21 protein-coding genes and 5 pseudogenes are annotated in these 25,352 nt (G+C 33.4%); 17 read left to right on the top strand and 9 right to left on the bottom strand.

The features are described 5' to 3' along the window. Positions 1 to 19: 19 nt before the first annotated feature. The 5 genes from JFT89_RS13420 to JFT89_RS13400 all read left to right on the top strand — a co-directional run bounded on the left by JFT89_RS13420 (position 20) and on the right by JFT89_RS13400 (position 4,141). Entirely contained in the window at positions 20 to 823 is an 804-nt protein-coding gene (locus tag JFT89_RS13420) for a cupin domain-containing protein (protein ID WP_201040173.1), read from the top strand. A gap of 54 nt (positions 824 to 877) precedes the next feature. Next, on the top strand, positions 878 to 1,822 hold the full coding sequence (locus JFT89_RS13415) for a pseudouridine-5'-phosphate glycosidase (protein WP_201040172.1): 945 nt from the start codon (positions 878 to 880) through the stop codon (positions 1,820 to 1,822). Between the two features lie 33 nt (positions 1,823 to 1,855). Further along, entirely contained in the window at positions 1,856 to 2,524 is a 669-nt protein-coding gene (locus JFT89_RS13410; RefSeq protein WP_201040171.1) for an HAD family hydrolase, read from the top strand. Between the two features lie 16 nt (positions 2,525 to 2,540). Next, positions 2,541 to 3,077 carry an NADPH-dependent FMN reductase gene (locus tag JFT89_RS13405; protein ID WP_201040170.1) on the top strand — a complete coding sequence of 179 codons (537 nt, stop codon included), beginning with the start codon at positions 2,541 to 2,543 and terminating at the stop codon, positions 3,075 to 3,077. A gap of 596 nt (positions 3,078 to 3,673) precedes the next feature. Further along, positions 3,674 to 4,141 (top strand): cupin domain-containing protein, encoded by a 468-nt coding sequence (locus tag JFT89_RS13400; protein ID WP_201040169.1) that lies wholly within the window; start codon positions 3,674 to 3,676, stop codon positions 4,139 to 4,141. Between the two features lie 432 nt (positions 4,142 to 4,573). Here the strand turns inward: JFT89_RS13400 and JFT89_RS13395 are convergent, their stop codons facing one another. Then, on the bottom strand, positions 4,574 to 6,004 hold the full coding sequence (locus JFT89_RS13395; protein WP_201040168.1) for an IS4 family transposase: 1,431 nt from the start codon (positions 6,002 to 6,004) through the stop codon (positions 4,574 to 4,576). Positions 6,005 to 6,222: 218 nt separating this feature from the next. Between JFT89_RS13395 and JFT89_RS13390 the strand changes: the two genes are divergently transcribed. The 3 genes and pseudogenes from JFT89_RS13390 to JFT89_RS13380 all read left to right on the top strand — a co-directional run bounded on the left by JFT89_RS13390 (position 6,223) and on the right by JFT89_RS13380 (position 9,178). Further along, on the top strand, positions 6,223 to 7,056 hold the full coding sequence (locus JFT89_RS13390) for a VanW family protein (RefSeq protein WP_016119196.1): 834 nt from the start codon (positions 6,223 to 6,225) through the stop codon (positions 7,054 to 7,056). A gap of 470 nt (positions 7,057 to 7,526) precedes the next feature. After that, positions 7,527 to 8,087, top strand: a pseudogene (locus tag JFT89_RS13385) (IS4 family transposase); the annotation flags it as partial. A gap of 617 nt (positions 8,088 to 8,704) precedes the next feature. After that, complete coding sequence (locus tag JFT89_RS13380; RefSeq protein ID WP_201040167.1) at positions 8,705 to 9,178, top strand: hypothetical protein; 474 nt, start codon at positions 8,705 to 8,707, stop codon at positions 9,176 to 9,178. A 239-nt stretch (positions 9,179 to 9,417) separates the two neighbouring features. Here the strand turns inward: JFT89_RS13380 and JFT89_RS30275 are convergent. The 3 genes and pseudogenes from JFT89_RS30275 to JFT89_RS13370 all read right to left on the bottom strand — a co-directional run bounded on the left by JFT89_RS30275 (position 9,418) and on the right by JFT89_RS13370 (position 11,254). Beyond that, positions 9,418 to 9,640, bottom strand: a pseudogene (locus tag JFT89_RS30275) (hypothetical protein). Positions 9,641 to 9,651: 11 nt separating this feature from the next. After that, positions 9,652 to 10,638 carry a tyrosine-type recombinase/integrase gene (locus tag JFT89_RS13375; protein ID WP_201040166.1) on the bottom strand — a complete coding sequence of 329 codons (987 nt, stop codon included), beginning with the start codon at positions 10,636 to 10,638 and terminating at the stop codon, positions 9,652 to 9,654. Position 10,639: 1 nt separating this feature from the next. Then, complete coding sequence (locus JFT89_RS13370; protein ID WP_201040165.1) at positions 10,640 to 11,254, bottom strand: recombinase family protein; 615 nt, start codon at positions 11,252 to 11,254, stop codon at positions 10,640 to 10,642. A gap of 317 nt (positions 11,255 to 11,571) precedes the next feature. Here JFT89_RS13370 and JFT89_RS13365 point away from each other — a divergent pair, with 317 nt between their 5' ends. The 3 genes from JFT89_RS13365 to JFT89_RS13355 all read left to right on the top strand — a co-directional run bounded on the left by JFT89_RS13365 (position 11,572) and on the right by JFT89_RS13355 (position 14,798). Then, positions 11,572 to 12,837, top strand: a complete 1,266-nt coding sequence (locus JFT89_RS13365) for an AAA family ATPase (protein WP_201040164.1) — start codon at positions 11,572 to 11,574, stop codon at positions 12,835 to 12,837. After that, positions 12,821 to 13,516, top strand: coding sequence for an HNH endonuclease (locus JFT89_RS13360; RefSeq protein WP_201040163.1), 696 nt, complete (start codon positions 12,821 to 12,823; stop codon positions 13,514 to 13,516). The genes JFT89_RS13365 and JFT89_RS13360 overlap by 17 nt, the downstream gene beginning before the upstream one ends. Before the next feature lie 1,009 nt (positions 13,517 to 14,525). Beyond that, positions 14,526 to 14,798, top strand: coding sequence for an HU family DNA-binding protein (locus tag JFT89_RS13355; protein ID WP_201040162.1), 273 nt, complete (start codon positions 14,526 to 14,528; stop codon positions 14,796 to 14,798). Positions 14,799 to 15,252: 454 nt separating this feature from the next. Here JFT89_RS13355 and JFT89_RS13350 read toward each other — a convergent pair whose 3' ends face one another. Both JFT89_RS13350 and JFT89_RS30270 read right to left on the bottom strand, forming a co-directional pair. Continuing rightward, the gene (locus tag JFT89_RS13350; protein WP_002151047.1) at positions 15,253 to 15,717 is read right to left on the bottom strand and encodes an immunoglobulin-like domain-containing protein; all 465 of its coding nucleotides are present in this window, start codon (positions 15,715 to 15,717) and stop codon (positions 15,253 to 15,255) included. 169 nt (positions 15,718 to 15,886) lie between these two features. Further along, positions 15,887 to 16,069: pseudogene (locus JFT89_RS30270) on the bottom strand (hypothetical protein); the annotation flags it as partial. A gap of 102 nt (positions 16,070 to 16,171) precedes the next feature. Between JFT89_RS30270 and JFT89_RS13345 the strand changes: the two are divergent. Continuing rightward, positions 16,172 to 16,375, top strand: a pseudogene (locus JFT89_RS13345) (IS4 family transposase); the annotation flags it as partial. Between the two features lie 104 nt (positions 16,376 to 16,479). Here JFT89_RS13345 and JFT89_RS13340 read toward each other — a convergent pair. Next, a complete protein-coding gene (locus JFT89_RS13340; RefSeq protein ID WP_201040161.1) occupies positions 16,480 to 16,920 on the bottom strand; it encodes an Lrp/AsnC family transcriptional regulator in 441 nt (146 codons plus the stop codon). Between the two features lie 122 nt (positions 16,921 to 17,042). Between JFT89_RS13340 and JFT89_RS13335 the strand changes: the two genes are divergently transcribed. Beyond that, entirely contained in the window at positions 17,043 to 17,465 is a 423-nt protein-coding gene (locus JFT89_RS13335) for a carboxymuconolactone decarboxylase family protein (protein ID WP_201040160.1), read from the top strand. 120 nt (positions 17,466 to 17,585) lie between these two features. Then, positions 17,586 to 19,016: pseudogene (locus JFT89_RS13330) on the top strand (IS4 family transposase). A gap of 319 nt (positions 19,017 to 19,335) precedes the next feature. On the opposite strand, the gene JFT89_RS13325 reads toward JFT89_RS13330, so the two are convergent. Continuing rightward, positions 19,336 to 19,788: an SMI1/KNR4 family protein gene (locus JFT89_RS13325; RefSeq protein ID WP_201040159.1), complete on the bottom strand. Its 453-nt coding sequence runs from the start codon at positions 19,786 to 19,788 to the stop codon at positions 19,336 to 19,338. Between the two features lie 4 nt (positions 19,789 to 19,792). Then, the gene (locus tag JFT89_RS13320) at positions 19,793 to 22,903 is read right to left on the bottom strand and encodes an S-layer homology domain-containing protein (protein ID WP_201040158.1); all 3,111 of its coding nucleotides are present in this window, start codon (positions 22,901 to 22,903) and stop codon (positions 19,793 to 19,795) included. Positions 22,904 to 24,082: 1,179 nt separating this feature from the next. On the opposite strand from JFT89_RS13320, the gene JFT89_RS13310 reads away from it, so the two are divergent. The 3 genes from JFT89_RS13310 to JFT89_RS13300 all read left to right on the top strand — a co-directional run bounded on the left by JFT89_RS13310 (position 24,083) and on the right by JFT89_RS13300 (position 25,326). After that, entirely contained in the window at positions 24,083 to 24,262 is a 180-nt protein-coding gene (locus JFT89_RS13310) for a DUF4083 family protein (protein WP_201040157.1), read from the top strand. Positions 24,263 to 24,339: 77 nt separating this feature from the next. Beyond that, on the top strand, positions 24,340 to 24,960 hold the full coding sequence (locus tag JFT89_RS13305; RefSeq protein WP_201040156.1) for a hypothetical protein: 621 nt from the start codon (positions 24,340 to 24,342) through the stop codon (positions 24,958 to 24,960). A gap of 63 nt (positions 24,961 to 25,023) precedes the next feature. After that, positions 25,024 to 25,326, top strand: a complete 303-nt coding sequence (locus JFT89_RS13300; RefSeq protein ID WP_201040155.1) for a hypothetical protein — start codon at positions 25,024 to 25,026, stop codon at positions 25,324 to 25,326. Positions 25,327 to 25,352: the final 26 nt, after the last annotated feature.

Here is a 25,352-nt window from a genome sequence, read left to right as displayed (position 1 = left end):
AAATTTGGAGGGGCTAGATTTGAAAACGATTATGAATTTGAATGAAGGTAAAGTTTTTAAAGTTAATGATTTTCAATGGGAAGATGTTAGTGGATGTAAGATGGCTAAGCCAGTTAGTCCAGAGCTTGGTTCTAAAAACATCACAGGTATGATTGTAGATATACCGGCTGGAGGGGATTGGACTTGCTGTGAAATTGGAATTAATCATGAAGTAGTAGTAGTAGTGTTTCAAGGGTCTGGAACTGCAGTAGTGGGAGAAGAAAATACAGAAGTGTCTAGAGCAACTACTCTATACGCTCCTACAGGAATAGGCTACTCAGTTCAGGCAAATAAGGGAGAGATGATTCGTCTTTATATTTGGCAGAGTCTATTGCCTAAAGGAAATAGAACTTCAAATAATCCTAAATTAGTAAATAACTTATTTAATAATGAAACTATCTTCAAAGGATTTAAAGGAACTGATCCTACACAAGTTAATAATGACCCAGCAAATATGAATTTTTTATTTTGGCCTGGAACAGGTTGTGCACATCTAAGTTTACATTGTGGAATTCAACAACCTGGACAAAATTTCGGGGTTCATACTCATCCAATATCAGAGGAATTATTTATTGGAGTTGAAGGAAAAGGACAAGTACATTTAAATGGTGAATGGATTGATTTTGGAGAAGGGGACATTTTATACTCTCCTGAAAAAATTTTCCATGGAACACGTAACCCATATACAGGCCCGGAGGCTAAAAGATTTGTAACTTGTGGAGGTCCTGTTCCTTACGATATTAATTTTTATTTAATGGCAAATGTATCGCCTGAATTAAAATAAAAAATTATCTAAATTAAAATAAAAAATTATCTAAATTAATTAGGAGGATTAACAATGAACTTAACTAAACATTTCGATTATTCGCCAGAGGTATTAAAAGCTTTAAAGGAAAATAAGCCAGTTGTAGCACTTGAATCTACATTAATTTCTCATGGGATGCCGTATCCACAAAATGTAGAAACAGCAACTGCTGTTGAAAAAATTGTTCGTGATAACGGTGCAGTACCAGCGACAGTTGCAGTTATTGAAGGACGCATTAAGATTGGATTAACTAATGAAGAAATTGTATTTCTTGCTCAATCTGAAGACGTAATTAAAGTAAGTAGACGTGATTTACCTTATATTGTTTCTCAAAAGAAAAATGGTGGAACGACAGTGGCATCTTCTATGATTCTTGCAGAATTGGCTGGTATTAAAGTATTTGTAACCGGTGGTATTGGTGGAGTACATCGTGAAGCTCAAATTACAATGGATATATCAGCAGATCTTGAAGAATTAGCTACTACAAGTGTCGCAGTTGTAACATCTGGTCCAAAATCTATTTTGGATTTAGGACTTACAATTGAGTATTTAGAGACAAAGGGTGTTCCAGTTATTGGATATCAAACGAGCGATTTTCCAGCCTTTTTCGCAAGGAAAAGTGGTTATAAGGTTGACTATAGAATTGAAGATGCTAAAGAAGCTGCTGAAATCTTAGATACAAAGTGGAACACATTACAATTAAAGGGTAGTGTTCTAATCAATAATCCTGTGCCCCATGAATTCGCTTTAGAGGAGGAATTTATTGAATCCATCATAAATAAAGCAATGATAGATGCAAAAAAACAGGGGATTGTGGGTAAAGCTGTAACGCCATTCTTGTTGAAGAAAGTAAAAGAGTTAACAGATGGAAAGAGTTTAAAGGCGGCAATTGAACTTGTAAAAGATAATGCCCGTGTTGGAGCTTTAGTTGCTAAAGAGATGCAAGAAATTACTAATAAGAATTTACAAATTAATTAATATATTAAATTAAATCCATTGAGGTGAAATAATTTGAAAGCATATAAATATATATTATTCGATTTAGATGGCACATTAACAGATCCTAAGGAAGGAATTACAAAATGTGTTCAATACGCTTTAAGCCATTTTGATATCCATGTGGATGATTTGGATACATTAACACCTTTTATTGGACCTCCATTAGATGAATCTTTCATCAAGTTTTATGGACTTTCAAAAGAAGATGCAAATAAGGCTGTTACATTGTATAGAGAACGGTTTCGTAAAAGTGGGATGCTAGAAAATAAGGTGATTTCTGGCATTCCAGAAGTTTTATCAAACTTAAGGGATCATGGTATGACATTACATGTTGCTACATCTAAACCAACAGTTTTTGCTAGCGAAATCCTTAAAAATTTTAACCTGGATCATTATTTTGAATCTATTGTCGGAAGTAATTTGGATGGCACTAGATCAGCGAAAAAAGAAATTATTGATTTTATCATGCAGCAACAAAATCTAAACAGTCAAGAAGTTGTAATGATTGGTGATCGTATGCACGATATTATAGGTGCAAAAAAAGTTAATGTTGATTCTGTAGGAGTTACCTTTGGATATGGATCTGAAGAAGAGTTATCGGACGCTGGGGCAACATACATTGTTCATAGTCCAGAAAAACTAGAAGCGTTATTACTACAAGATAAATTATACCTTGTATAACGAAAGGAGAATATATATGCGTTTAGCTTTAGTATGTGGAAGTGTAAGAGAAGAATCCCAAACAAAAAAATTAATGAGGCAAATTCAAAGTAGATTTGCTGATAAGGATATTGAATTGGATTTTATAGACTTCAGAGAATCTCCTTTACCTATTTTTGATGGCTCTATGAAACAAAAAATGGTGGCACATACCTTTATCGAGAGAATTAATGCAGCAGATGCATTAATTCTTGCTTCACCAGAGTACCATAATTCATTTTCAGGGGCATTAAAAAATGCTTTTGATTTTATCACAAATGAACAACTCATGGATAAACCTATTGGACTTATTGCTACTGCTGGTGGTGGCAAAGGGGGCATAAATTGTTTAAATGGAATGAGAATATTTTTAAGGGGTTTATATGCTCTTGTATTAGCTGATCAGGTTGTATTAGACGGAAGTGACTTTGATAAAGATGGCATATGTAGAGATGAAGCCGTTATGAAGAGAGTAGATGATTTGGTAAATAAAGTGATTCATTTTTCTAATATGTTACAGGCTACTAATATTTAAAAGGTTATTATTGGATGTGTAAAAATGAAATTTTAAATTTTAAGTATATTAGGCTTTTCAAAGAGGAATATTTATTTTAAATAAGTAAAGAATTAGATAGAGAAGAAGTTTTGGGAAGGTGAATATTTATGTTCGGAAATAAATCGTATAAATGTTGGTTTGATCTTACAAAACAACAGGAAATACTCATAGCTGCATTGTCTTCACTTTCTATCTTTTTTTATGGTATAAAACCTATAATCCAATTTAGAAAAGATTAATATAATTGCTCATTATGAATTACCCGCTACTTAAATTCTAACGATTTTTGAAGTGTGGAATTCTCAGTTATACGAAGAAAGAAACCTGAGTTATACTCCGGATTATTCCACCCCTAGATGTCCAACGCTTGGACGTTCTTTTTTACGGTTGGTATTTTACGCAGGAACCGAACCGCTTGGTGTTCGGTTCCTGCAAACTTATATATCAAGTTATCAAAGAACTTCATGTGTCTAGTTTATTAGGAATTTTTTGGATGTGCCAAACCAAAAATCAGCTCCCACCTAGTGTTGGGTGGTTTGAAAAGGGGGATTTTTAATAAATTATATAAGAAAGGTGTGAAAAATTATATGGCTGTTGTGCCGCCTTATGTATTAAAAAAAGGAGAAGGAAAGATTCTTCAACCAGCTCCGGATTTAAAAGTTAACTTGAAAGTAACTAAGAAAGAGACTAATGGCCAACTATCTGTACTAGAGTATACCCTATCTCCAGGATTGACTGGACCAAAGCCTCATTTTCATAAACAAATTCATGAGATTTTTTATGTGATAAATGGAAAAGCGACCTTTCTTATAGATAAGAATTGGGTGGAAGTATCAGAAGGAGGATTTATATTTGTTCCAAAGGGAACATTTCATGCATTTAGTAATCCTTTTAATGTAGAAGCTAAAATTCTTTCAATTTTCACACCTGGTGGATTCGAAGAGTATTTCGAACAATATACTTTATTAAGAGGTGCTGGAATTAAAGAAGGGGAAAAATTAAAGTTATTAAGAGATAAATATGATAATAATCATATTGAATAAGCACATTTTAAATTTGGTTATCTAAAATTAATAATATAATAGATTTTATCCATAAAAAATTACATATTCAGGATATTTGACAATAAAGCAATATGTAATGTATTAAATTTATCGTTTCCTGGCAAAAGACTCCTTCCTCAAAAATGTGAAGGTGTGAAACACTAATTTTAGGTGGGAGATGAATGTCGGTAGGCGTAAGCCTACTTTTTTTGTGTGAACTTTTTAGTTAAAACACTAAGTAATTTAACAGTGAACTACTTGCTACTTAGCAAAGCTTGAAGTGGGAGCTTCTAGGGGTACCGCCACACATCCATCAACTTAAGGAATATTTTTATACAAAATGCGGTCTTTTCACGTAGTATTTTATTATCGTTTATAGATGTTATAAAAGTAGGCATATCAAATAAACCCTGACGGGTTTGAATTTTTTTACTATGCTACTTGATGAGTCGGAGTGGTATAATTGTAAACAACACCCAAAATATCAAAGACTGTTTTTTTCTCATATCGATGAGATTTTCGTCCGTTTCGCTGTAGAAGGTTAAACAGACGAAGGAGAATCTTTGATAATTCTTGGGTGTTCTTATGTAATGCTTGATGAAAAAGTAAGAAAAAATCTTTAATTATGTACATCGCTTTATATTCACTTAGCTCTTTCTGTTTCTTATGTAAAAGGAGTTCCCTCATTTTAAACATAGTAGAAGAACATAATAGGATACTAATAAGTTGTCCATAAAGGTGACATTCTAACCGCTCTTGTTTAATAGATTTACAACGATGAATTTGAAACCAAGATTTCCATATTTTAAATAACAGCTCAATTTGCCAACGCAGTGAATATAAATCATAGATTTTCTCTTTTGGTACCCATTCCGTAGGAATGTTTGTCATATATACCGTAATTCCTTGTAAAAGTTTCGTACGCTCTGTATATGTAATTCCTTTTTTCTTTTCGCGAATAGCTCGATCACGTAAGCGTTTCTGTTTTTGCTCCTCCGTACATCTGTAAACCACAATACGAGTAGGCAGTTTGTCTTTACTCCCTACATAGACATCATGTAACTCATACACCTGGCCAGGTTGTAATTGTTTCATGATGTCTTCCAAATGAATTTGTATATATACCGGCCTCGATTGAGAGGGTTTTGTTTTAAATACCACTGTTTCGAATTCTTTTCTATATATTTTAGTTGGTAATTTAAGACGTGATAAATAATATCCTTGTTTCTCTTGGATAGACTTAAAGTCTTGTAAACGAAAATATCCTAAGTCACGAATATATAGTTCATTCTTTTGTGTCAGGCTTGTTCGAGTCGCACCATACGCCTGATCACTTCGTTTTCCTGGTTCAATTTTCACATCAGAAAATTCTCCACTCAACAAGTCATACTCTAGTTGGATTTTTACACCAGCTTTATGACTACATCCTCCGGCACCAGGATAAGTAGATGCGAATCGATCTGGAACTTGAAAGGTTGTAGAATCAAGGATGATAATGCGCTCAAAGTAAGCAGAAAGAGAATGAGAAATCTTAGATAACCCTCCAATTTTAGTTTGTAGAAGTGTAGCAAATACAGTTCGAAAGAAGGCTACAGAGGCAGAGTTAAATCGTCGATTAAGTCCTTCAGGACTTAATAAAATTCCTGTTGAAGCTTCTAATTGACTACAAAGTTGAGTAAGAGAGGTAGTAGCGATTTGTTGATTTAGCCATACACATAAAGATAAAAAATGGTGCCCATGGCACTTACGTTTTCGTTTCATTCCGCCAGCTTCTATAGCTAATTGATTAAGTGTAGCAGGAGACATATATTGATATAACTCTTCGGCAAATAAAGACAACTCTTGTGTTGGATTCATATTCATAAAAAGCACGTCACCCTTTCTTATTAATATAAGAGAATAGTAACGCGCTTTTAATTAATAGTCTAAATATTCAAGTTGATGGATGTGTGGCGGGACGCCATTCAGCATTAAATGGATTGACTCCTTACCAATACTCAAAATCGATTGTGTAATCTAATTTGTGTTCTAGTTTTTATTGACCAGGTCAAAATATGAAAACGATAGAGAGAGGAAATAAAATGAATATAGTGAACTTACGTCCTAAACAGCGTTCTAAGTATCGTATTATGCTAGGAACATGGTATTACTCTACAAAGAGGTACATCCAGTGGTTAGCAGACGGAAAAACATACGCAAAAACTTTACAACAAGAAAAGTTACCCTGTACAGCGATTCAGCACCGAACGATACTACTTCGTAAGCTCAAGGATGTAGATATGTGGTATCAACAGAATAAAGTTGTAAATTTAAAGATTGCCATTAAACAGCTAGATGGTATCGTCATTAGACCGGGAGAAACATTCTCTTACTGGCGTTTAATAGGTAAGCCTACTAGGAGAAAAGGGTATGTAGAAGGTATGATACTACACTATGGATCTTTTCAAGCAGGCATTGGAGGAGGGCTTTGTCAGCTTTCAAATTTAATATATTGGATGACCTTACATACACCACTGACAGTAACAGAGCGATATCGTCATAGCTTTGATGTCTTTCCTGATTCCAAGCGGACCCAGCCGTTTGGAAGCGGAGCGACTTGTTCCTATAACTACTTGGACTTACAAATTAAAAATGAAACGGACCAATCGTATCAACTTCACCTTTATATCACAGATAAACATTTAGTTGGTGAATGGAGAACAGCCTATCCGCAGCTTTATCAATATGAAGTTTATGAAAAAGAACACTCAATCCAATCTGCATACTGGGGTGGTTATATACGACATAATGTTATTCAACGTAGAGTATATAGCCAACAGAAACAGTTTGTAGAAGATCAATATGTAACGGAGAATCACGCTATAATGATGTACGAACCATTATTAGCTTGTAATAACGAGGAAAGTGGAGATTAATATAGCACACCAGTAGTTTATCCGGTTCTGGTGCAAAAAATAATGTCATTGTGTACACTGAAATTATGCATAAAAAGTACGTCACTCTTTCTCTTTAATATAAAAGAATAGTAACGTGCTTTTAACTTTAAAAATAGCCTAAATGCTTAAGTTGATGGACATGGGGTACCGCCACATCGCTATCAAGCTAAGAAAACAGGTCACCCCTAGAACGAAATTTTCAGGCTTCCTTGTAACAAAGAAGCCTATTTTATCATTTTTGGGATGGCTTTTTTTCTTGATTTGATGAGCATTAGGTTAGCACCTATAATATAAATATTTAAGAAATAGTTTAATACTGTTATTGAATTATGTTTTAGTTTCTGTTCGAATGAACCGCCATACTAAAAGTGATGCTGCTAAATAAGCAATAGACATAGTTATGAATGTATTGCTTGCACTATTATACCAGCCTTCTGATAAATGAATGACAACAGCAACAAAAACGATTACAAGATCAAGCTGTAAGAGAAAAAAAGAAAGGAATGAAGTATTCTCCTCGTAGTAAACGACTCAGCGGTATCAATGTATATATGACAAACACCCCTACAGATATTGTCCCGATGGGACAGGTACATGACTGGTATTCTTTGCGTTGGCAAATCGAAATTTTATTTAAAACGTGGAAGTCATTCTTTCAAATTCATCATTGTAAAAAGATAAAACCAGAACGATTAGAGTGCCATTTATATGGTCAATTGATTGCTATTCTACTCTGTTCTTCTATCATGTTTCAAATGCGCCAATTGCTCCTCATGAAGAAAAAACGAGAGCTTAGTGAGTATAAAGCCATATATATGATTAAAGACTATTTTCTTCTTCTATTCCAAACTATACAGAAAAACACCCAAGAGCTATCAAAGGTGTTACTTCGTCTGTTCAATCTTCTACAGCAAAACGGACGGAAATCTCATCGATATGAGAAAAAAACGGTCTTTGATATATTAGGTGTCGTTTACAATTGTACCATGTCTGATAATCAAGCCGCTTAATTCAAAAAAGTGAAACCCGTTAGGGTTTATTTCGTATGCAAATCTTTCAATCACCTACACTTGCCCTTTAGAAAAAAGAAACAATCTCGCCTAAAATTGACTTTGCATAAGCTTAGCTTGATAGCGATGTGGCGATACCCCTTCTAAGGTACAAGTTTATTCCAGCTAATCCCGTCGCACTGACGTTTAGTGTATACACACGAAAAGTACATGACGTCCTTGTCAAGAACCCACCGTATTTTAGTGATTGTGATTGCCTTATTTATAGCAACGTTCAGGCTGGGTTTTCGTTCTTTTGGTATAGTGGAGAGTGATTGAAGATAAGAGGTTGGTATGAATCATTTTTCGTACCAGCCTCTTATCTTCAGTTTTCAAAGAACAATATGTAAGAGGGAATTATCACGAATAGTTAGATGATTGCAAACCACTTTGGCGTAAGTCCACCGAAAAACATTCTTTCATGTTCATTTAGCTACGTCCTACACATTTAGAGGTAGAATTATTTTCGGAAACCTTGTTAAAAACATTATTTACAGCAGGTAAATAAAATTTAACGGATTACCTAACCCCCTATGCTCGTTAGATAATGTACGTAGGCAAACAAGGGGGAATTAAAAATGAAGAAATTAAAAAAAGAGAATAAACTAAATAAATTTAAAAAAGTATTTTTGACTTTTGCAGCAGTAAGTACTATTGTTTCAGGGAAATTCATTTCAGATCAAGCAGTATCTTATATGAATGACCCGGAGCCAAGAAGCGCAGTTGCAATGAATGATCCGGAACCAAGAAGTTCAGTTGCACCAGTTATGAATGACCCGGAGCCAAGAAGCGCAGTTGCAATGAATGATCCGGAACCAAGAAGTGCAGTTGCACCAGTTATGAATGACCCAGAGCCAAGAAGCGCAGTTGCAATGAATGATCCGGAACCAAGAAGTGCAGTTGCACCAGTTATGAATGACCCGGAGCCAAGAAGCGCAGTTGCAATGAACGATCCGGAACCAAGAAGTGCAGTTGCACCAGTTATGAATGATCCAGAGCCAAGAAGCGCAGCTGCACCGGATATGAATGACTCAAAATCTCTAATTGGTTAAATTTAATGTGAATCTATTAAACTTATAAAAAATACTTATCTTAAAAACAATTTTTAATATCACAATAAATTTTTTTAAATATTAGACACCAAATTATATTTTCTAGAGTTAATTTAAAGGGGAAAATAATAGGAAATATGATTCTGGAGCAATTATATGAAGAAAAATATAGCATAATAGTAGATTCCTAATGGAATCTACTATTATGCTATAAATCTAAACACTTGGATGAACTCTTTTTACTTTTGGAAAGACTGATTTTGCAAATCAATCTTTCCTTTTTTATTTGGATCTATTTCTATCATTTGAATTTGAAAGATGTCGATATCCTAATGCCTAAGGCTTTTATTTCTTCTGTTAGTGAGTGCCAGGTTTCAATTTTGATGGACCTAGTTGTTCTATCTCATAAATATATTCATGAACATAATATGATTTTTCATTTAATTCATTAAAATTATGCAGATATGTAAAAATTACATATTAAATGATAGACGTGAGTCTGTATTTGCTACGGAGCGTTTATAGTAATCGTAATATCTTTTTAAGGATAAATTAGATTTAAATCCTATTTGCTGCATGATTTTTTCAGGGGCATTGTTCCCTTGAATTCTTCTTAAAATATAAGTATTTCGAAAATGTTGCGCAGAAATTCCCTTTCGGAGATTAGCACGCTTCACTTCTAAACGAATCATTTTTTGTATTGAGATTTCGGTTAGAAATTTTGGCGCATCATTATCATAACTCCAATGATATGTCCCACGTGTAAAATCAAAAGCAACAAATAGTGGATCATTACTGTGATATTTAGGGCGTACAGGTTCAGGGATAATTTTATAATAATTGTATAGGTGTAATTTATCTTCTTCCTTCAAATGAATGCTCCTGTTTATTTTTGATCCTTCAAGAATGGATAAAGTATCATTTTCGAAATGAACATGTATCATTCGTAAAGAAACAAGCTCTTTTAAAGATAATCCATAATCCAGGAGTAATGTAACGATAGAAATATTCCGCTCTAAGATCATCGGGCGTGTGGATTGTTGTTTTTCTGTAAGGCCTTCTAGTGAAGAAATAACTTCTTTTAAGTGTTTCCCTTCCTGGAAAGAAACGAAATCCTCCTTACGTAATGCCCGATTAGGTGGATTTATATGAATCCCCCCTTCAATGGGGCTTGGTAAATCTAAGTATTCGTACAACCTATTCAAAACAATATATATGCGGTGTATCGTTTTATCGGAGTACTGCCGATCTTCTTTTAAATATTTGAAAAAGGCTTCAAAATCTTTTTCATAGAGTGAGCCAAAAAGATTGTTTTCAGTAATTTTTTCTGATTGGTGCAGCCATTGAACGAAACTTTCTATATCATAGATATATCGTTTAATTGTTGAAGGCTTTCTTCCTTTATTTAATAAATAAGAAGAGAAGCCTTGCAGTGTGTTTTGGGTCTCCTTTGTAGTCATGCTATATTTTCCACTCCTTATCCTCATACCTTTTGGCAACTCTATAAAATGTAGGACTTGTCATATTGCACTTTTTCATGGCGTATAGCGCTGTGATTTTTCCATCTTTCCAATCGTTATATGTATCGATAAATTCCTGTGTTATTTCAGTTTTGGGTCTACCCAAATGCTTTCCTTTTTTCTTTGCAGCCTCAATGCCTTCACGTTGGCGAGTTTTTATTTTTGTCCGCTCTTCTTCAGCAAGCCAGGACAAGATTTGGAGTACCAAATCAGTAATAAGATTTCCTAAACTATCTTTATATTGAGTTGTATCTAAAAGTGGCATATCTAATACGACAATATGAGCTTGAATATTTTGAGTAATATCTTTCCACTCCTGAAGGATAGCTTCTTTATTTCTGCCGAAACGATCTAGGGAATGAATATATAAAATATCATCTTTTCTTAACATACGTTTTACGAGTTGATATTGATCACGATTAAAATCTCTTCCACTTTGTTTGTCGATAAAAATATCTCGTTCGTCAGTGATGAGTTGTTTCATTGCTTCGAGCTGCCGATCTTCATTTTGATCTTTGCTACTAACCCTTATATATCCAAATTTCCTTGTATTCAAAATAAATAGACATCCTTTCAAAAATGTTTCTAATGAAATTATACCAAAAATGCTTCAAAAGGTGTCATTAATTATTTAGTGCTTCAAAAGTATCTTTTTTGACCTTTAGAAGTAATGAATCAAGTAGGTTTTAATATACTTCAAAAGGTGTACCTTTTGAAGTGAGTGGGACCAAAAGAAAACTTATCTATTATTATGGTCTTAATTCAAAATAATGTTATTCTATATATGGTCTTAATAAGTTTTAAACTAATACGCATTGATCATATTAGTGTTTTATAAAAAAGAGGAGTGTGAATTTCATGGTGGACATATTTTTGAAACAATTACATATTAAAAAGATTAGGCATTTAAAGGACATTTCTATCCCACTTTCTAGCGAAATTAGAAAGCATTTAATTTTAACTGGAAAAAATGGATCGGGTAAAACGTCTTTTTTAGAAGGTATTTTAGAATATTTTAAAGTAGTGGAAACGAGTTCGGTGCAAATGATTAGTCGTTACCATGATCATATAAAAACTCACGAAGCGGAAATAGATCGTCTGAAAGAAAGGTTAAAAGAAGATCCAAATGATGAGTCAATATTAATGGCAATTAGGGATCAGAGACGTTATATACATAATAATAAAGAAGGTATAGAAAAGTATGAAGGAAAAGTAAAGCCGTTATTCAATACAATTTTAAACTTAGATGATTATTATGAGAGTGGTAAGTATGTAATTTTTTATTTTAATGCTACCAGATATTCTAAAATGGATATTCCAGAGGGTATTCAAAAAACAGATTTAAAACCAACAAGGGAAATTAGTTCAAATACTAATGCTATTTTTATTAAATACTTAGTAGACTTAAAAGCACAGCAAATGTTTGCTCAACAGGCTGGTGACATTCATATTGCTAACGATATTGAAAAATGGTTTAAACGTTTAGAACAAAGTTTGAAAATGATATTTGAAAATGATAATTTAGAACTAGCATTTGATTATGCAAATTATAATTTTATAGTAAGAGAACCAGGAAAAGATCCATATACATTAAATACATTATCCAGTGGTTATTCGTCTTTATTGCACATTGTAACAGAGCTTATTATTAGAATGCTTAGTGCTAATGCACCACTATATGATATACAAGGAATAGTATTAATAGATGAGATAGATGTTCATCTACATATTAGTCTACAAAAAAAAGTATTAAGATTTTTAACGGATTTATTCCCTAATATTCAATTTATAGTCACAACACATTCACCTTTCGTCATCAATTCAATTGAGAATACTGTTGTTTATGATTTAGAAAAAGGTATACTTTTAAATGATTTAGCTTTGTTTCCATTTCAGGCAATACTAGAGGGTTATTTTGAGATTGATCAATATTCATATTTGTTAAAAGAGAAATTAAAGGAGTATCAAAGACTTAGTGAAAACAAAAAATCATTGTCATATGAGGAATCATTAAAGTTTACAAAATTGAAAGAAGATTTTTCTAAAGTTCCGAAAAATCTGTCAAAAGAACTACAAATGAAATTGGCAGAAGTAGAGTTAAATATGATTTTATGTGGTGAAAATGATGATATTAATTAATAAATCTCAGTCAGAGCCTAAAGAACTAAAAAAAGTAAGAGAGAGAGGGAGTGGTAGTTATAGACATCAGAATATTTTGGATAAATTAAAAGAAGATTTTCATAATAAATGTTATATCTGTGAATCTAAAAATCTTACTAGTATAAATGTAGAGCATTTTATACCTCACAGAGGAGATACTAATTTAAAGTATTCATGGGATAATCTTTTTTGGTCTTGTGCACATTGTAATAATATAAAGTTAGATATATATGATAATATCTTGAATTGTACGGATCCAAAAGATGATGTGGAAAATAAGATAAAATTTAAGGTAGAAGCAATCCCTTTTTCTGATGTATCTATAGAGGCTATTGACCAAGGAGAACGAACAAATCAAACGGTAGAGTTGCTAAATAAAGTGTATAATGGGAGTACACCTTTAAAGCATATAGAAGCTGCCTCTATTAGAGGTTCTTTAATAGAAGAGATGTTAGAATTTTATACTTTACTAAAGGACTATTTTTATAGTGAAGAATCTACTCTAAAAGATTATTATTTTTTACAGATAAAAAATAAATTACATTCAGGTTCTCCATTTACAGCATTTAAAAGGCAAGTAATTAAAGATAAGCCTCAGCTTACTAAAGAATTTGGGGAACTTATTACCCTTCCATTACAAGAGAGTATTCGTAATTGAGAGTGAATAAATCATTTGATTTTGAATTGTATTACAAATATAGATGGGTGACAATCGAATTCTTCCCCCTTCCAAAATAAAAAGAACTTGTAGGGATTCCTACAAGTTCTTTTTCAGATAATGTATAAAAGGTGAATCAAACTATCTCATTACTCGTAACGGGGAAACCATCTTACATATGGCTTGATTTCATTATATAACAAATCTCACCATACGAAATTATTATATTTGAAAATTATGTGAATTAAGAAAAGAGAACAAACAACCGCCTTGACTCCATAAAAACTCCAATTATACATTTTGAATAAAGCACTTTAAATAAATATATATTTCATAATAATTTGTAAAAATTATAAGTATAGGTAAATAGAGAAGAATGTAGGATTCTTACAGAAAGGTATATATTTATGTTTAAGATTAATTAACTATAAGAAAATGAATTTCATATTATATCTAAATATAATTCATGAATATATGTAAATGAAATTTTCTTATATTTTTTTACTTATGATGAAGAAAACAGTTATGGAAAATTAGACAAGCGCTTATTTAAATATTTTAATTATGAATCAATGAGATGAGGATGACAATTGTCCGCGTGGTTAAATTTCTTATTTATTATATAACTTTTATATAGCAAAGAAAAAAGCACCCGCAATGTTAAATATACATTGAGCCCGTAAGGGCTTGATAAGAAGAGCGCATATCTTAAATTACTAAGTAATAAAAGATATAGGGGTACCGTCACATTACTATCAAGCTAAGATTCTTAAATGCCCCCATAACGAAAATGAGAAAACATTAACAAAATTATAATTAAAACATCACTTTATATTGTTTAATATAGATATCGAAATATCCATTATGTGATGAAATCCTTTTCTCTGGTACTACTATTACACAGAATTGCCCCTAGCTCTTGCTAGGGCTTTTTCTATATATCTTTATTTACATGAGAAACGTAGGTACGTTATAATAATTTCTTATTACATGCAAAGAGGTGCAAAAAATGAATAAAACCGAATTAACAAAAATGGTAGCAGAAAAAGCAGAACTTACACAAAAAGATGCAGCTGCAGCAACACAAGCTGTATTAGGTGCTATAACAAATGCGCTTGCAAATGAAGAGAAAGTACAGATTCTTGGTTTTGGTACATTTGAAGTGCGTGAAAGATCTGCACGTACAGGACGTAATCCACAAACAGGTGAAGCAATGCAAATCGCTGCATCTAAAGTCCCTGCTTTTAAAGCCGGAAAAGAATTAAAAGTAGCAGTAAAATAATTATACATAGTGAAAAAGGATCTGATATGAATATCAGATCCTTTTTTTTAGTAGGGGTCTCGCCACATCACTATCAATCAAACAAAATACCTCTTAAAATGAAAAAATGCGCTTTCTTTCTGTTTCCTTATAGGAAAGGATGGCGTTTTTTTTACACTTGGGGGTAAAGCAAATTCTTAAGTTGATGGGCATGGTCTCACCATACCATTTCGGGAAAATTGTACGTTTAGACACAAATCGGACGCATCTTAAGTGTTTTCTGTACGTTAAAAGACATCTGTCCAGAAAATCTTATGTTTATGAACAGAGGATAAAACTCAATAATAGAATATTAATATTCAATTTTTATATAAAAAAAATAAGATCCGAAGAGCTTATTTTAATAATAATATCAACGCAATTATCAATGATATTATCGAAGATACAATCATAAATAATAAAGCTCAGTCATGAGTTATCGCCCTGTAACTGTCATTCCTGCTGTGTAAATTGTATCAATAGAACCATCTGCGCTTACAACTTCAACTTTGTATCGGTATGTGCCATTTTCATAAACATCATCGCCATATCCTGTGAAAGTTGAAATTTCATCATATGAGCCAGCTGGAACCCACTGATTGTTCCATTTGAAATTAGTTTCAAATTCTCCCCAGCTATCTTCGTTTTTCTTTTCGATGCTGACATTGTAATGAATTTCTTCAGCTCGGTCATTCGTGATTCTTGCAATTAAGCTATTACCAAAAGTAACTTGTGTAGAATGTATTTTAACCGTAACATCGTTTACTGTTTCGCCAGGACCACAGATATAATGACAGCCATCCCATTCCTCAGCTTGTGCCTTTGGTGTATCTAAATTCATAACCGTTAAACCGCCTAAAGCTAACGCACCAGTCAACGCAATTGTAGCTAATTTTTTCATGATAATGCCTCCTATTAACCGTTATAAGTGAATGTTTTTGATTTTACGTATTCATTGCCAGCATAAAAAGATTTCTATGACTCATTTCTATCACCCTTCAGCTTATATAATTCGACAAATGGTGATAATTTCCTGCAAATAAAATAAATAAGCACTCCTGCAGGAATGCTTATTCAAATTCAATTTCTGTTTTATTGTCTGATGTGAAGTATCTTATGGTTGTTTTGCCGTATTCTTGCAAGCCACTCTGCGCAACGGCGTCTTTTAACTTTATTCTCGTTCTGTAGCCGAAATTTTCCCGTAGGCCTTCGTCTGCATTTGACAATGCTGTTTTGTCAACGAAAACATATAGGGGTCCCCCACATCGCTATCAAGTTAATAAAAAGAAATGCCCCCTAAAATGAAAAAATACGCTATTCTTTCTGTAGAATCATAGGAAAGGATGGCGTTTTTTATGTCTGTTTCTGTGTCTGATGAATTACAACTATTTGCTCAAGAGATTCAAAGTATTTTATCTCCAAATACCTTACGGAATCTTGCTAGAGATGTTGGTTTTGTACAACGAACCAGTAAGTACCAAGCAAAAGATTTAATAGCTTTATGTGTATGGGTGAGCCAAAATGTAGCTATGAGGGGTACCGCCACATCGCTATCAAGCTAATATTTTTTAATTACCCCCAAAACGAAAATTTTATGCATCGTTGACTACTGATAATGATAGCTTAAGTTAACTAGACAATAGTTTAACAACCATTATAAAAGTCAGTCTGAATTGATTCTTAATTTCGTCTGGACCTGAGAAAAAATGAAATGTGTTACAGTATGGGCATATGGATTTACAGCTTCAATAAATACTTCTGCTTTAGCAAAAGTATCAAATTGCATTTTAAGCATATAACAAGCGTTTCCAGCAATTCGATAACAAAACTCTACATTTGGCAAACCCTCAATATATTTCTTAAAAGAATTATAGTCTCCGTTTTTAACGGTTGCTTCTATTATACATTGGATAGGAAGTCCTAATTTTTCATAATCGACTTCTAAGGTGTACTTCTTTATTATTCCGAATGACTCCATTTGTCGTACCCGTTCTGTTATAGATGGAGAAGACAAATTGACTCTTCTTCCAAGTTCACTCATTGATAATCGACTATTTTTGCTTAATTCTTCTAATATTTTTTTATCAATATCATCTATTTTCATTTTTAAGGAAAACCCTCCGATTTTCATTAATTTGTTTAAAAATTAACAGGAAACTAGTTTTAAATTTAATGTGATGGAATAAATTTATTTGATATTATAAATATTAACAGGAGGTATTAACTATGACAAGAATTAATGAGTCTAAATTCGGCGAGACCCCTTTTCAAAAACTTTTAGGACATAACAAAGATGTATTGGACGGATGGACCCAATTGGAAGGAATTTTGGAGAAAGATGGGAATTTATCCTCTCAGTTAAAAGAACAAGTAAGGAGAACTTTAGCACAAAGTAATGGTTGTGAGTATTGTAAAGCAAAAGGAAAACCTGAACCCCATTTATTCAATAATAAAATATCTATTGCAGTTGGCTTTGCAGAGGTGTTTTTAAAGCAACAAGGGGATATATCAGACGCTACGTTTAATCTTTTAAAAGAGTATTTTTCTGACGTAGAAATTAGTGAGCTTTGTGCGTTTATTACGTTTACTACTGCTTCACAGTATTTTGGCGCAATTTTAGCTTTAAAACCGCCTCAGGAAGAGGTTTAGAAATGGAGAAATACTGGGGTAGCGCCACATCGCTATCAAGCTAACAAAATAAAATCCCCCCTAAAATGAAAAAATACGCTATTCTTTCTGTAGAATCATAGGAAAGGATGGCGTTTTTGTATGTCTATTTCTGTATCTGATGAATTACAACTATTTGCTCAAGAAATTCAAAACTTCTTATCTCCAAATTTCTTACGAGATCTTGCTAGAAATGTTGGTTTTGTGCAAAGAACCAGTAAGTAACAAGCAAAAGATTTAGTCGCTTTATGTGTATGGATCAGTCAAAAAGTCGCTAAAACCTCTTTAACTCATTTATGTAGCTGTTTAGAAGCATCAACAGAAGTGCTCATCAGTCCCGAAGGACTGAATCAACGATTTAATGCCACAGCCGTGCAATTCCTACAACAAGTGTTAGCCGAACTTCTCAACCAAAAGTTATCTTCAACTAAGATGCTCACTTCTCCATACGCTTCTATTTTCAAACGTATTCGTATCCTAGATTCAACTGCCTTTCAACTTCCCGATGTATTTTCATCTGTTTATCCAGGTGCAGGAGGATGCAGCCATACAGCTGGGGTGAAGATTCAGCTTGAGTATGATTTATTAAGTGGACAGTTCCTTCATATTCATACAGGCCCAGGTAAACAACATGATCGAACCTATGGTTCTCTATGTGCCCCAACTGTGACAGCGAATGATTTATGTATCCGTGATTTAGGTTATTTTCACTTGAAAGATCTTCAACATATACAAGATAAAAAGGCTTACTATATCTCTCGTATTAAATCAAATACACGTATTTATCAAAAAAATCCCACTCCTGATTATTTTCAAGATGGAAGAATCAAGAAAGGTACAGAGTATATACAGATAGATATGGAGGTCTTAATGAACTCTCTTCAACCAGGACAAACATGTGAAATATCCAACGCTTATGTAGGAATGACTGATAAAGTACCAACCCGTGTGATTGTTCATCGACTAACCAAAGAACAACAACAAAAACGATTACAAGATCAAACTGTAAGAGAAAAAAAGAAAGGAATGAAGTATTCTGCTCGTAGTAAACGACTTAGCGGTATCAATGTATATATGACAAATACTCCTACAGATATTGTCCCGATGGGACAAGTACATGATTGGTATTCTTAACGTTGGCAAATCGAGATTTTATTTAAAACGTGGAAATCATTCTTTCATATTCATCATTGTAAAAAGATAAAAAGAGAACGATTGGAATGCCATTTGTATGGGCAACTGATTGCCATTCTACTCTGTTCTTCTACCATGTTTCAAATGCGGCAATTACTTCTTATGAAAAAGAAACGAGAACTGAGTGAATATAAGGCCATATATATGATAAAAGATTACTTTCTTCTTCTTTTCCAAGCTATACAGAAAGACACCCAAGAATTATCAAAGATTCAAATTCGCCTGTTCAACCTCTTACAACAAAACGGGCGAAAATCTCATAGGTATGAGAAAAAAACAGTCTTTGATATATTAGGTGTCGTTTACAATTGTACCATGTCTGAAAATCAAGCAGCTTAAATCAAAAAAATGAAACCTGTTAGGGTTTATTTCGTATGCAAATCTTTAAACTCCCTACATGTAGCCTTTAGAAAAAAGAAATAATCTCGCCTAAAATTGACTTTGCATAAGCTTAGCTTGATAGTGATGGGATAGCACCAACAAAACGCGAATTTCGTACGCTAAGCAAATTTTCATAGAAAAAAAGCCGATTTCCTCTATATTTAGAGATAACAGGTTTTTTCTTTGTAAATCAAAGTAGTAAAATAATATGAAACTTTATGAACCTTATAAATATATATCATTACTTAAATCACGATTCTTAGTATTCTATAATCAATTAATCCTCATCATATAAATTATCTACAGATTCTTGTAAAGAATCTAATAGATACTCGCTGAAGTTTTCATAAGTAATGGCATATAGTTCCTTTGAAAAACGACTCCAAAAGACAACAGGGCACTCGCCATCGTTCATTTGATTGGTATCTAAGCATGTTACAGTACCATCGATATCATTTAAAACAATATATTGTACCGGTAGGTTATATGTTTCTCTATACAATTGTGTGTGGTAAACAACAGAAGAATCCGCGGCTGTTGTCTCACAACCATGTATATCCATTCCATTAAGTCCGCCGCTACCATACTGTTTTAAAAACCAATGATAACTGCTTGGGAATGTAATGTTTAGCATTTGCGCTGCTTCTCGAATCGTATCTTCATTTACACCACCCATAAAATCTCCATCTTTTTCATATGTGGAAATTATTGTAATAATTTTATCATTCATTTTTTTATTTCCCTTCTAAATGTTCTTGCACTCTCATTTTCCAATAGTTATTTCTAAAATTATTATACTGTTTATATAGCTCTTTGTCGTTTCTAAAACTTTCCCCTGATTCCACTAAACCATGCAGCGCTTTAGTAAATTCATCATGTTTATTGGCTGGTATTTCAACCATTGCTCCAGGTTCTTTTTGCGTTAAATGATGTAACTCAATTTTATGGTTATCCTTTGTAAAAGGTACACCGCCATCTAAAGCTAGTTGAAGATTCGACTTTCCGCTTTTATTAACGGATGGGGGAGCAACATAATCCCAGTCTATATTTTTCATACGGTAAACCCTTCTACTAATATCTTTAGTTTGTCCAGCCACTTTAACAGTACCTGTCACTTCATGTGCTGCATATTTATCACCAAACTTATCGAGCCAAGATAAATCTATCTTCGTGTTGGTAAATTTTTGTCTCTTGGTAACTTTACTTATCGATCCTAAAAATGCTGCACCAGCTTTAATTTCGCCACCGCCGAGAACAGCTAGCATGTTTAATGCATAATCAGACGCTTGGAAATCAGCATCACTATTTAAATTTTTACCCGAGATTAATTCAGCAAGGGAGACAAAGTTACCTGTAAACGGCATAAAAGCAAGTATATTATACATTGCTTCATCACGCTGTTGTTGACGTAATTTTTCCTCTGGTGAACTTGTAGGTACGATATTAGAAAAATCAAAATCTAAATGAATTGTTTTTAAATCGGAATTTAGTGCCTTCGTTGGTGCGTCAATTATACTATTAATCTCTTTAACGGATACATCGACACTATTAGTTGCCTTATCTAGTCCTTGTTGCATTTTATTTATGGCATTTAGCATTTGCTGTACCCCAGCGTTCATTTGTTGAATTGCAGCATTGGACTGATCTATTGCACTGTTAGCTTTTTGTAAACCTTTATTTGCTTCGTTAATGCCTTGAATCATTTCTTGAATGCCTCTATTTGCTTGATTAATCCCTTCGTTCATTTCATTCAGGCCTTCATTCATTTCATTCATGCCTTCGTTCGCTTGGTTAATTCCTTCATTCATGCCTTTCATAGCCGAATTTGCTTGGTTAACTCCTTGATTCATTTGCTGCATTCCTTCATTTGTAACACGTAATGCGGCATTGATTTCAACAAACACCTTGTCAAATATTGCATTACTAGATTTTAAGTGTTTATTGGCTTGTTCGATTTCTTTATTAGCTTCTCCCATAATCTTATCGAATTCTGCAGAATCAAAACTAATGGTGAAATCAAAATTGTTTTGATTTTTGGGTTCAGATAGCCACTTCTTTATATCATCCCATTCTTGCTTAACAATTGCATCGTCATATCCATTTGTAACTACATTCTTTATCTGTGATAATGAGGCGTATACGCTAGGTTGCCTTGTGTATTTGTTCCAATCTGTTTTTTCAGCAAGCTCCCTTGAGAAAAAGGTTAAAAATCCATACACATATTGACCATTCCAAAGAATTGTATCGTCATCGAACATAGTAACAATAGTGCCTTTTGGAATAGTGCCAATACTCGGGCTCATCAAATCATTTACCGCTTTATAATCTAAATCTTTTGTCATTCTATATCTAATACCATTAGGTGCAATCCAATGTTTACCTTTTGAACTTTTAATTTGGAGCCAACCACCTGGCTGTTCACCAATGATAGAAACTTCTTCTGAATTAATTGTTCCTTGAAGTTCATTAAAATCATAGTCCCTATACAATTGTGTGAGTTTTGTAATTTGATAAGATACGCCATCTGGTACTATCCAGCGATCTCCATAGGCTGTTTTGATTCGTTTCCATCCGTCAGACCTATCTTCAAGTAACATTACGGTTTGCGGCATTAACCCATACATTTCTTTTCCCGCTAGGAATGACGGTCCCTTATACAACGCTACATTTTGTTTTAGATTGTATGTAACACCTTTTGGAGCTATCCATGTATCACCCATATAGGTTTTGATTTTCAACCAGCCATTATCTTGCGCATCAACAACTCTTACAGTTTGCGGGGCAATACTACCTACTGCAGTACTTTTAAAATCTGGAGTAGAATAAAGTGTTTGTCCGTTTTCTACCTTATAATTTATACCCTCTGGTGCAATCCAGCGCGTACCAGCATCTGTAAGAATCTTTTTCCAACCATCTGGTTGCTCATCCAGTAAAGTTACCATTTGCGCACCTAATACACCTGTACTCTTTTCCTCTACTGAAGGTTTGAGATACATTTTTACATTTGATTGTAAGTTATATTTTTGACCTTCTGGTGCAACCCATTCTTCTCCATTGGATGTTCTGATTTTCTTCCATCCATTACCTTTTTCTTCTGTTACAGTGACAGTACGTGGATAGATATCATCTTGTGTTTGTTTTAAATAAGAGGGCTCGCTATATAACATGGTCGGCCATTGTATGACATACTCTTTATAAGTTGCGACCGATTCATTATTTTTCATATCTGTTACTTTCATAATCGTACGGTATAAAAACATGGAAAATTGCTCTCTTGTGACAAATCCATTTGGATTAAAATTGCCGTCACCAGTACCACTTGTTATCTGGTTTCCAGCTAGAATCTTCACATATTCATTGGCCCAATGACCTTTCATATCCGTAAATTCAACATTTCCTTGCGGTTTTAAATCAAATGCCTTTACAAGCACGACAGCAAGTTCTGCACGGGTCATGTTATTCTTCAGATTGAATTTTTTCTCTGCATTTACACTGAAAATACCACGTGCTGTTAGTGCCAAAATTTCCTTTTTGAAATTGCTCTCACTAATATCTACAAATGGGTTATTGGCACTGTCTTGCGGTTTTAAGTACCTATATAAAAAGGCTGCAAGATGTTCGCGTGTGATTTGATCCGTGGCACCAAAATATCCATTTCCATAACCAGTAATGATTTTATTTTCAGCCATGTACATCATTTCTTTATACGCCCAATGTGTTTTTGGCACATCGATAAAGGATAATGTAGTTTCTTGATTATTTTGTTCTGCATAAGCTGTTCCTAATGTACTGAATAATAAAATACATACCATAGAACTCAAAAAAAATTTTTTAATTGTGTTCACAATAGACCTCCTATTCAATTGTTAAAGATATAATTTCTAAATCAGTACTTATTTTATCATGCATTTATGACGTTATATATATAACTATCCACATTTATTAGTGTTGATATTTTTCATAGGGACAAACTAAGTAATTCTGTCTAACCTATAATTTCTTAAAGATGTTCACTTCTTAAATTTAGAAGACAATAGTTCCGTAAACGACCGTTTTAGGGATTACCTGGTCTATTTGGTTCTGGTTAGCGAACCTTAATAGGATGTTTTTGCCCATCCCCCGAAAAGGAGGGCTAAGACAAAATATTCCAAATCAGACTTAGATTAAACTTTAAAATATGCATTTCAAATCTTCTACAATGGGATTGACATGTTTCAAATGTAGATAAGTTGTATTTTTAAAATGAATAATTCTACATTTTTAGCTATGTCACAAAGTACAATTTTTGACATTACGTTTAAATTTCGTATGAATTAAGCTTATTTCCCTTTTTCGAGGGATGGGTAAAGTTACCCAAAATAAAGTTTTCATAGAAATTTATTTTAATGTATTTAGATATTATAATTTAGATACATTACATATAAATAATGTGTTAGTATTAATTATGAAGATATTTACCAACTAACTTTTATGCCCTAGTCGTGCGCCGCACTAGGGCATATTCTTATTTTTTTAAATACATAAAAATTTTTTTACATCAATATATTGCATTATTAATTAAAATGATATATTATATTTAGAGAAGAGTAAGGTAAGAGTTACTCTTTGCCATTTTAGGAAAGGACCTGCTATTTATAGCAGGTCCTTTTTTGTCAAACTACAGCTGCTAAACTAGTTGCGATAGGTAAGACTTTGAAGTTATCTCCATCTTTTCCCCCGCTTAGCACTGTACGTGCGACTTTCATCGCATACAGCGCCCCATCTTATCCTTTTATAGGGGTCTGCCACATCGCAATCAAGCTAACAAAACTAAATTTCCTTAAAATGCAAAAATACGCTATTCTTTCTGTAGAATCATAGGAAAGGATGGCGTATTTTTGCATTCTAGGGGGCATTTCTTTTTATTAGCTTGCTACCGATAATGAGACGTTATGTAAACCTTACATATATACAATATACAAGCAAAATTAAACAACATATCACTTTTTAAAATGGTAAAATAGGGAAAAGGGGGGTTCTAAATAATGCCTTTAGAAAACAGTATTTATTACATAGAAGTTGCTATTATTTTATTAATCATCGGTGCACTGTTTGGCGGGATTATACGTATAATTCTGCATACCAGCAATCGCAAAAAACAAGATCCAGTTGAGCAAAAGTTAGATAGGGTTATTCAACTGTTAGAAAAACAAAACAAAGATTAACCTTCCCTCCAAACAGGAGGGGGTTGCTGTAACTTCCGCAGTATGTTTGCAATACCAAGTGTAAAGGGTGGGTAACAATGATTGATAGGAGATTGCTGAAAGTGGAAGACCACGAAAAGGATATAGACTTACAATCGCTTACGGATACAGATATTCTCTTGAATTTTGGAAACACATTGAAGGATCTATACCCACACTTAATTCCAATAGCGGCTTTTGCATATGACTCTTGGGATGAAATTGTCATGCCTTTGTTTTTTGAAATGGTACATCGGACTTTTGCTTATAAATACGGGATTAATGTCAAACCAAATGAGTATCATACATACTCCTTCACATTACATTGTTATAAAAAAATCCACCATATAGAGTGTATTCTAAAGCAAGACAAAACAAAGGGGTATGTGAACGGAGAACTCACCTGTCTTCATCGCTCAGATTTGTCAAATAAACTCATGATTTTCAAGTCCTTTGGTGATAGAATCCATTCTTTAACAATGGGAATTGAGTTGGAAGATGCAAAGCAATTCCGTTTTGATATGGTTGAAGTCGAAATTGTATGTAAGGAGACGGGATATCGCTTTTTAAAACATGCTAACGATACTATATTTCTCCCTAAAGATTCGTTACTTTTCGAGTTTGTAGCGGAGACATATGATAAAGCTGAGCATGAGTGTTACAAGACCAAGTATGTGTAAAAACAACTTCCTATATCGAGATTTATGGTAACTGAGAAGGAAAACGTTTAGTAGGAGGGTATAATGACAATTTATTATTTTAAGTTTGAGGCTATACCATGTTCAGATAATCCAGAAAAAGATGACTGTGAAGGTGCATTTATAAATTGTTGGGTTGATTCAATAGATGTGAATTCAGCATTAACTAAATCGAGTAACTATATTAACGATGAAGACTGGGAAGTAACAAGTATTGAAGATCAATTTATTGCAAATCGAAAGCAGTATGAGGGGGATTATAAATTAAAAGAATTACTTGAATGTTTTGATCATGCTATGAGTGATGGCATAGCTGCAATTTTTTACACTGGGTCTTATGATGATTAGATGTAACTTTGTAAGCTAACGGGAAT

This window comes from Bacillus sp. TH25, from assembly GCF_016650935.1.
Taxonomy (GTDB): domain Bacteria; phylum Bacillota; class Bacilli; order Bacillales; family Bacillaceae_G; genus Bacillus_A; species Bacillus_A mycoides.
This window is presented reverse-complemented; position numbering and strand designations above follow the sequence as displayed.

What these genes read in the sequence shown, in the direction of transcription:
- JFT89_RS13375 (WP_201040166.1), bottom strand. Translation starts at nt 10,638, where the DNA reads ATGACTACAAAGGAGACCCAAAACACACTGCAAGGCTTCTCTTCTTAT.
- JFT89_RS13340 (WP_201040161.1), bottom strand. Translation starts at nt 16,920, where the DNA reads ATGAAAATAGATGATATTGATAAAAAAATATTAGAAGAATTAAGCAAA.
- JFT89_RS13300 (WP_201040155.1), top strand. Translation starts at nt 25,024, where the DNA reads ATGACAATTTATTATTTTAAGTTTGAGGCTATACCATGTTCAGATAAT.
- JFT89_RS13355 (WP_201040162.1), top strand. Translation starts at nt 14,526, where the DNA reads ATGAATAAAACCGAATTAACAAAAATGGTAGCAGAAAAAGCAGAACTT.
- JFT89_RS13310 (WP_201040157.1), top strand. Translation starts at nt 24,083, where the DNA reads ATGCCTTTAGAAAACAGTATTTATTACATAGAAGTTGCTATTATTTTA.
- JFT89_RS13350 (WP_002151047.1), bottom strand. Translation starts at nt 15,717, where the DNA reads ATGAAAAAATTAGCTACAATTGCGTTGACTGGTGCGTTAGCTTTAGGC.
- JFT89_RS13360 (WP_201040163.1), top strand. Translation starts at nt 12,821, where the DNA reads ATGATGATATTAATTAATAAATCTCAGTCAGAGCCTAAAGAACTAAAA.
- JFT89_RS13415 (WP_201040172.1), top strand. Translation starts at nt 878, where the DNA reads ATGAACTTAACTAAACATTTCGATTATTCGCCAGAGGTATTAAAAGCT.
- JFT89_RS13335 (WP_201040160.1), top strand. Translation starts at nt 17,043, where the DNA reads ATGACAAGAATTAATGAGTCTAAATTCGGCGAGACCCCTTTTCAAAAA.
- JFT89_RS13390 (WP_016119196.1), top strand. Translation starts at nt 6,223, where the DNA reads ATGAATATAGTGAACTTACGTCCTAAACAGCGTTCTAAGTATCGTATT.
- JFT89_RS13325 (WP_201040159.1), bottom strand. Translation starts at nt 19,788, where the DNA reads ATGAATGATAAAATTATTACAATAATTTCCACATATGAAAAAGATGGA.
- JFT89_RS13380 (WP_201040167.1), top strand. Translation starts at nt 8,705, where the DNA reads ATGAAGAAATTAAAAAAAGAGAATAAACTAAATAAATTTAAAAAAGTA.
- JFT89_RS13405 (WP_201040170.1), top strand. Translation starts at nt 2,541, where the DNA reads ATGCGTTTAGCTTTAGTATGTGGAAGTGTAAGAGAAGAATCCCAAACA.
- JFT89_RS13305 (WP_201040156.1), top strand. Translation starts at nt 24,340, where the DNA reads ATGATTGATAGGAGATTGCTGAAAGTGGAAGACCACGAAAAGGATATA.
- JFT89_RS13395 (WP_201040168.1), bottom strand. Translation starts at nt 6,004, where the DNA reads ATGAATATGAATCCAACACAAGAGTTGTCTTTATTTGCCGAAGAGTTA.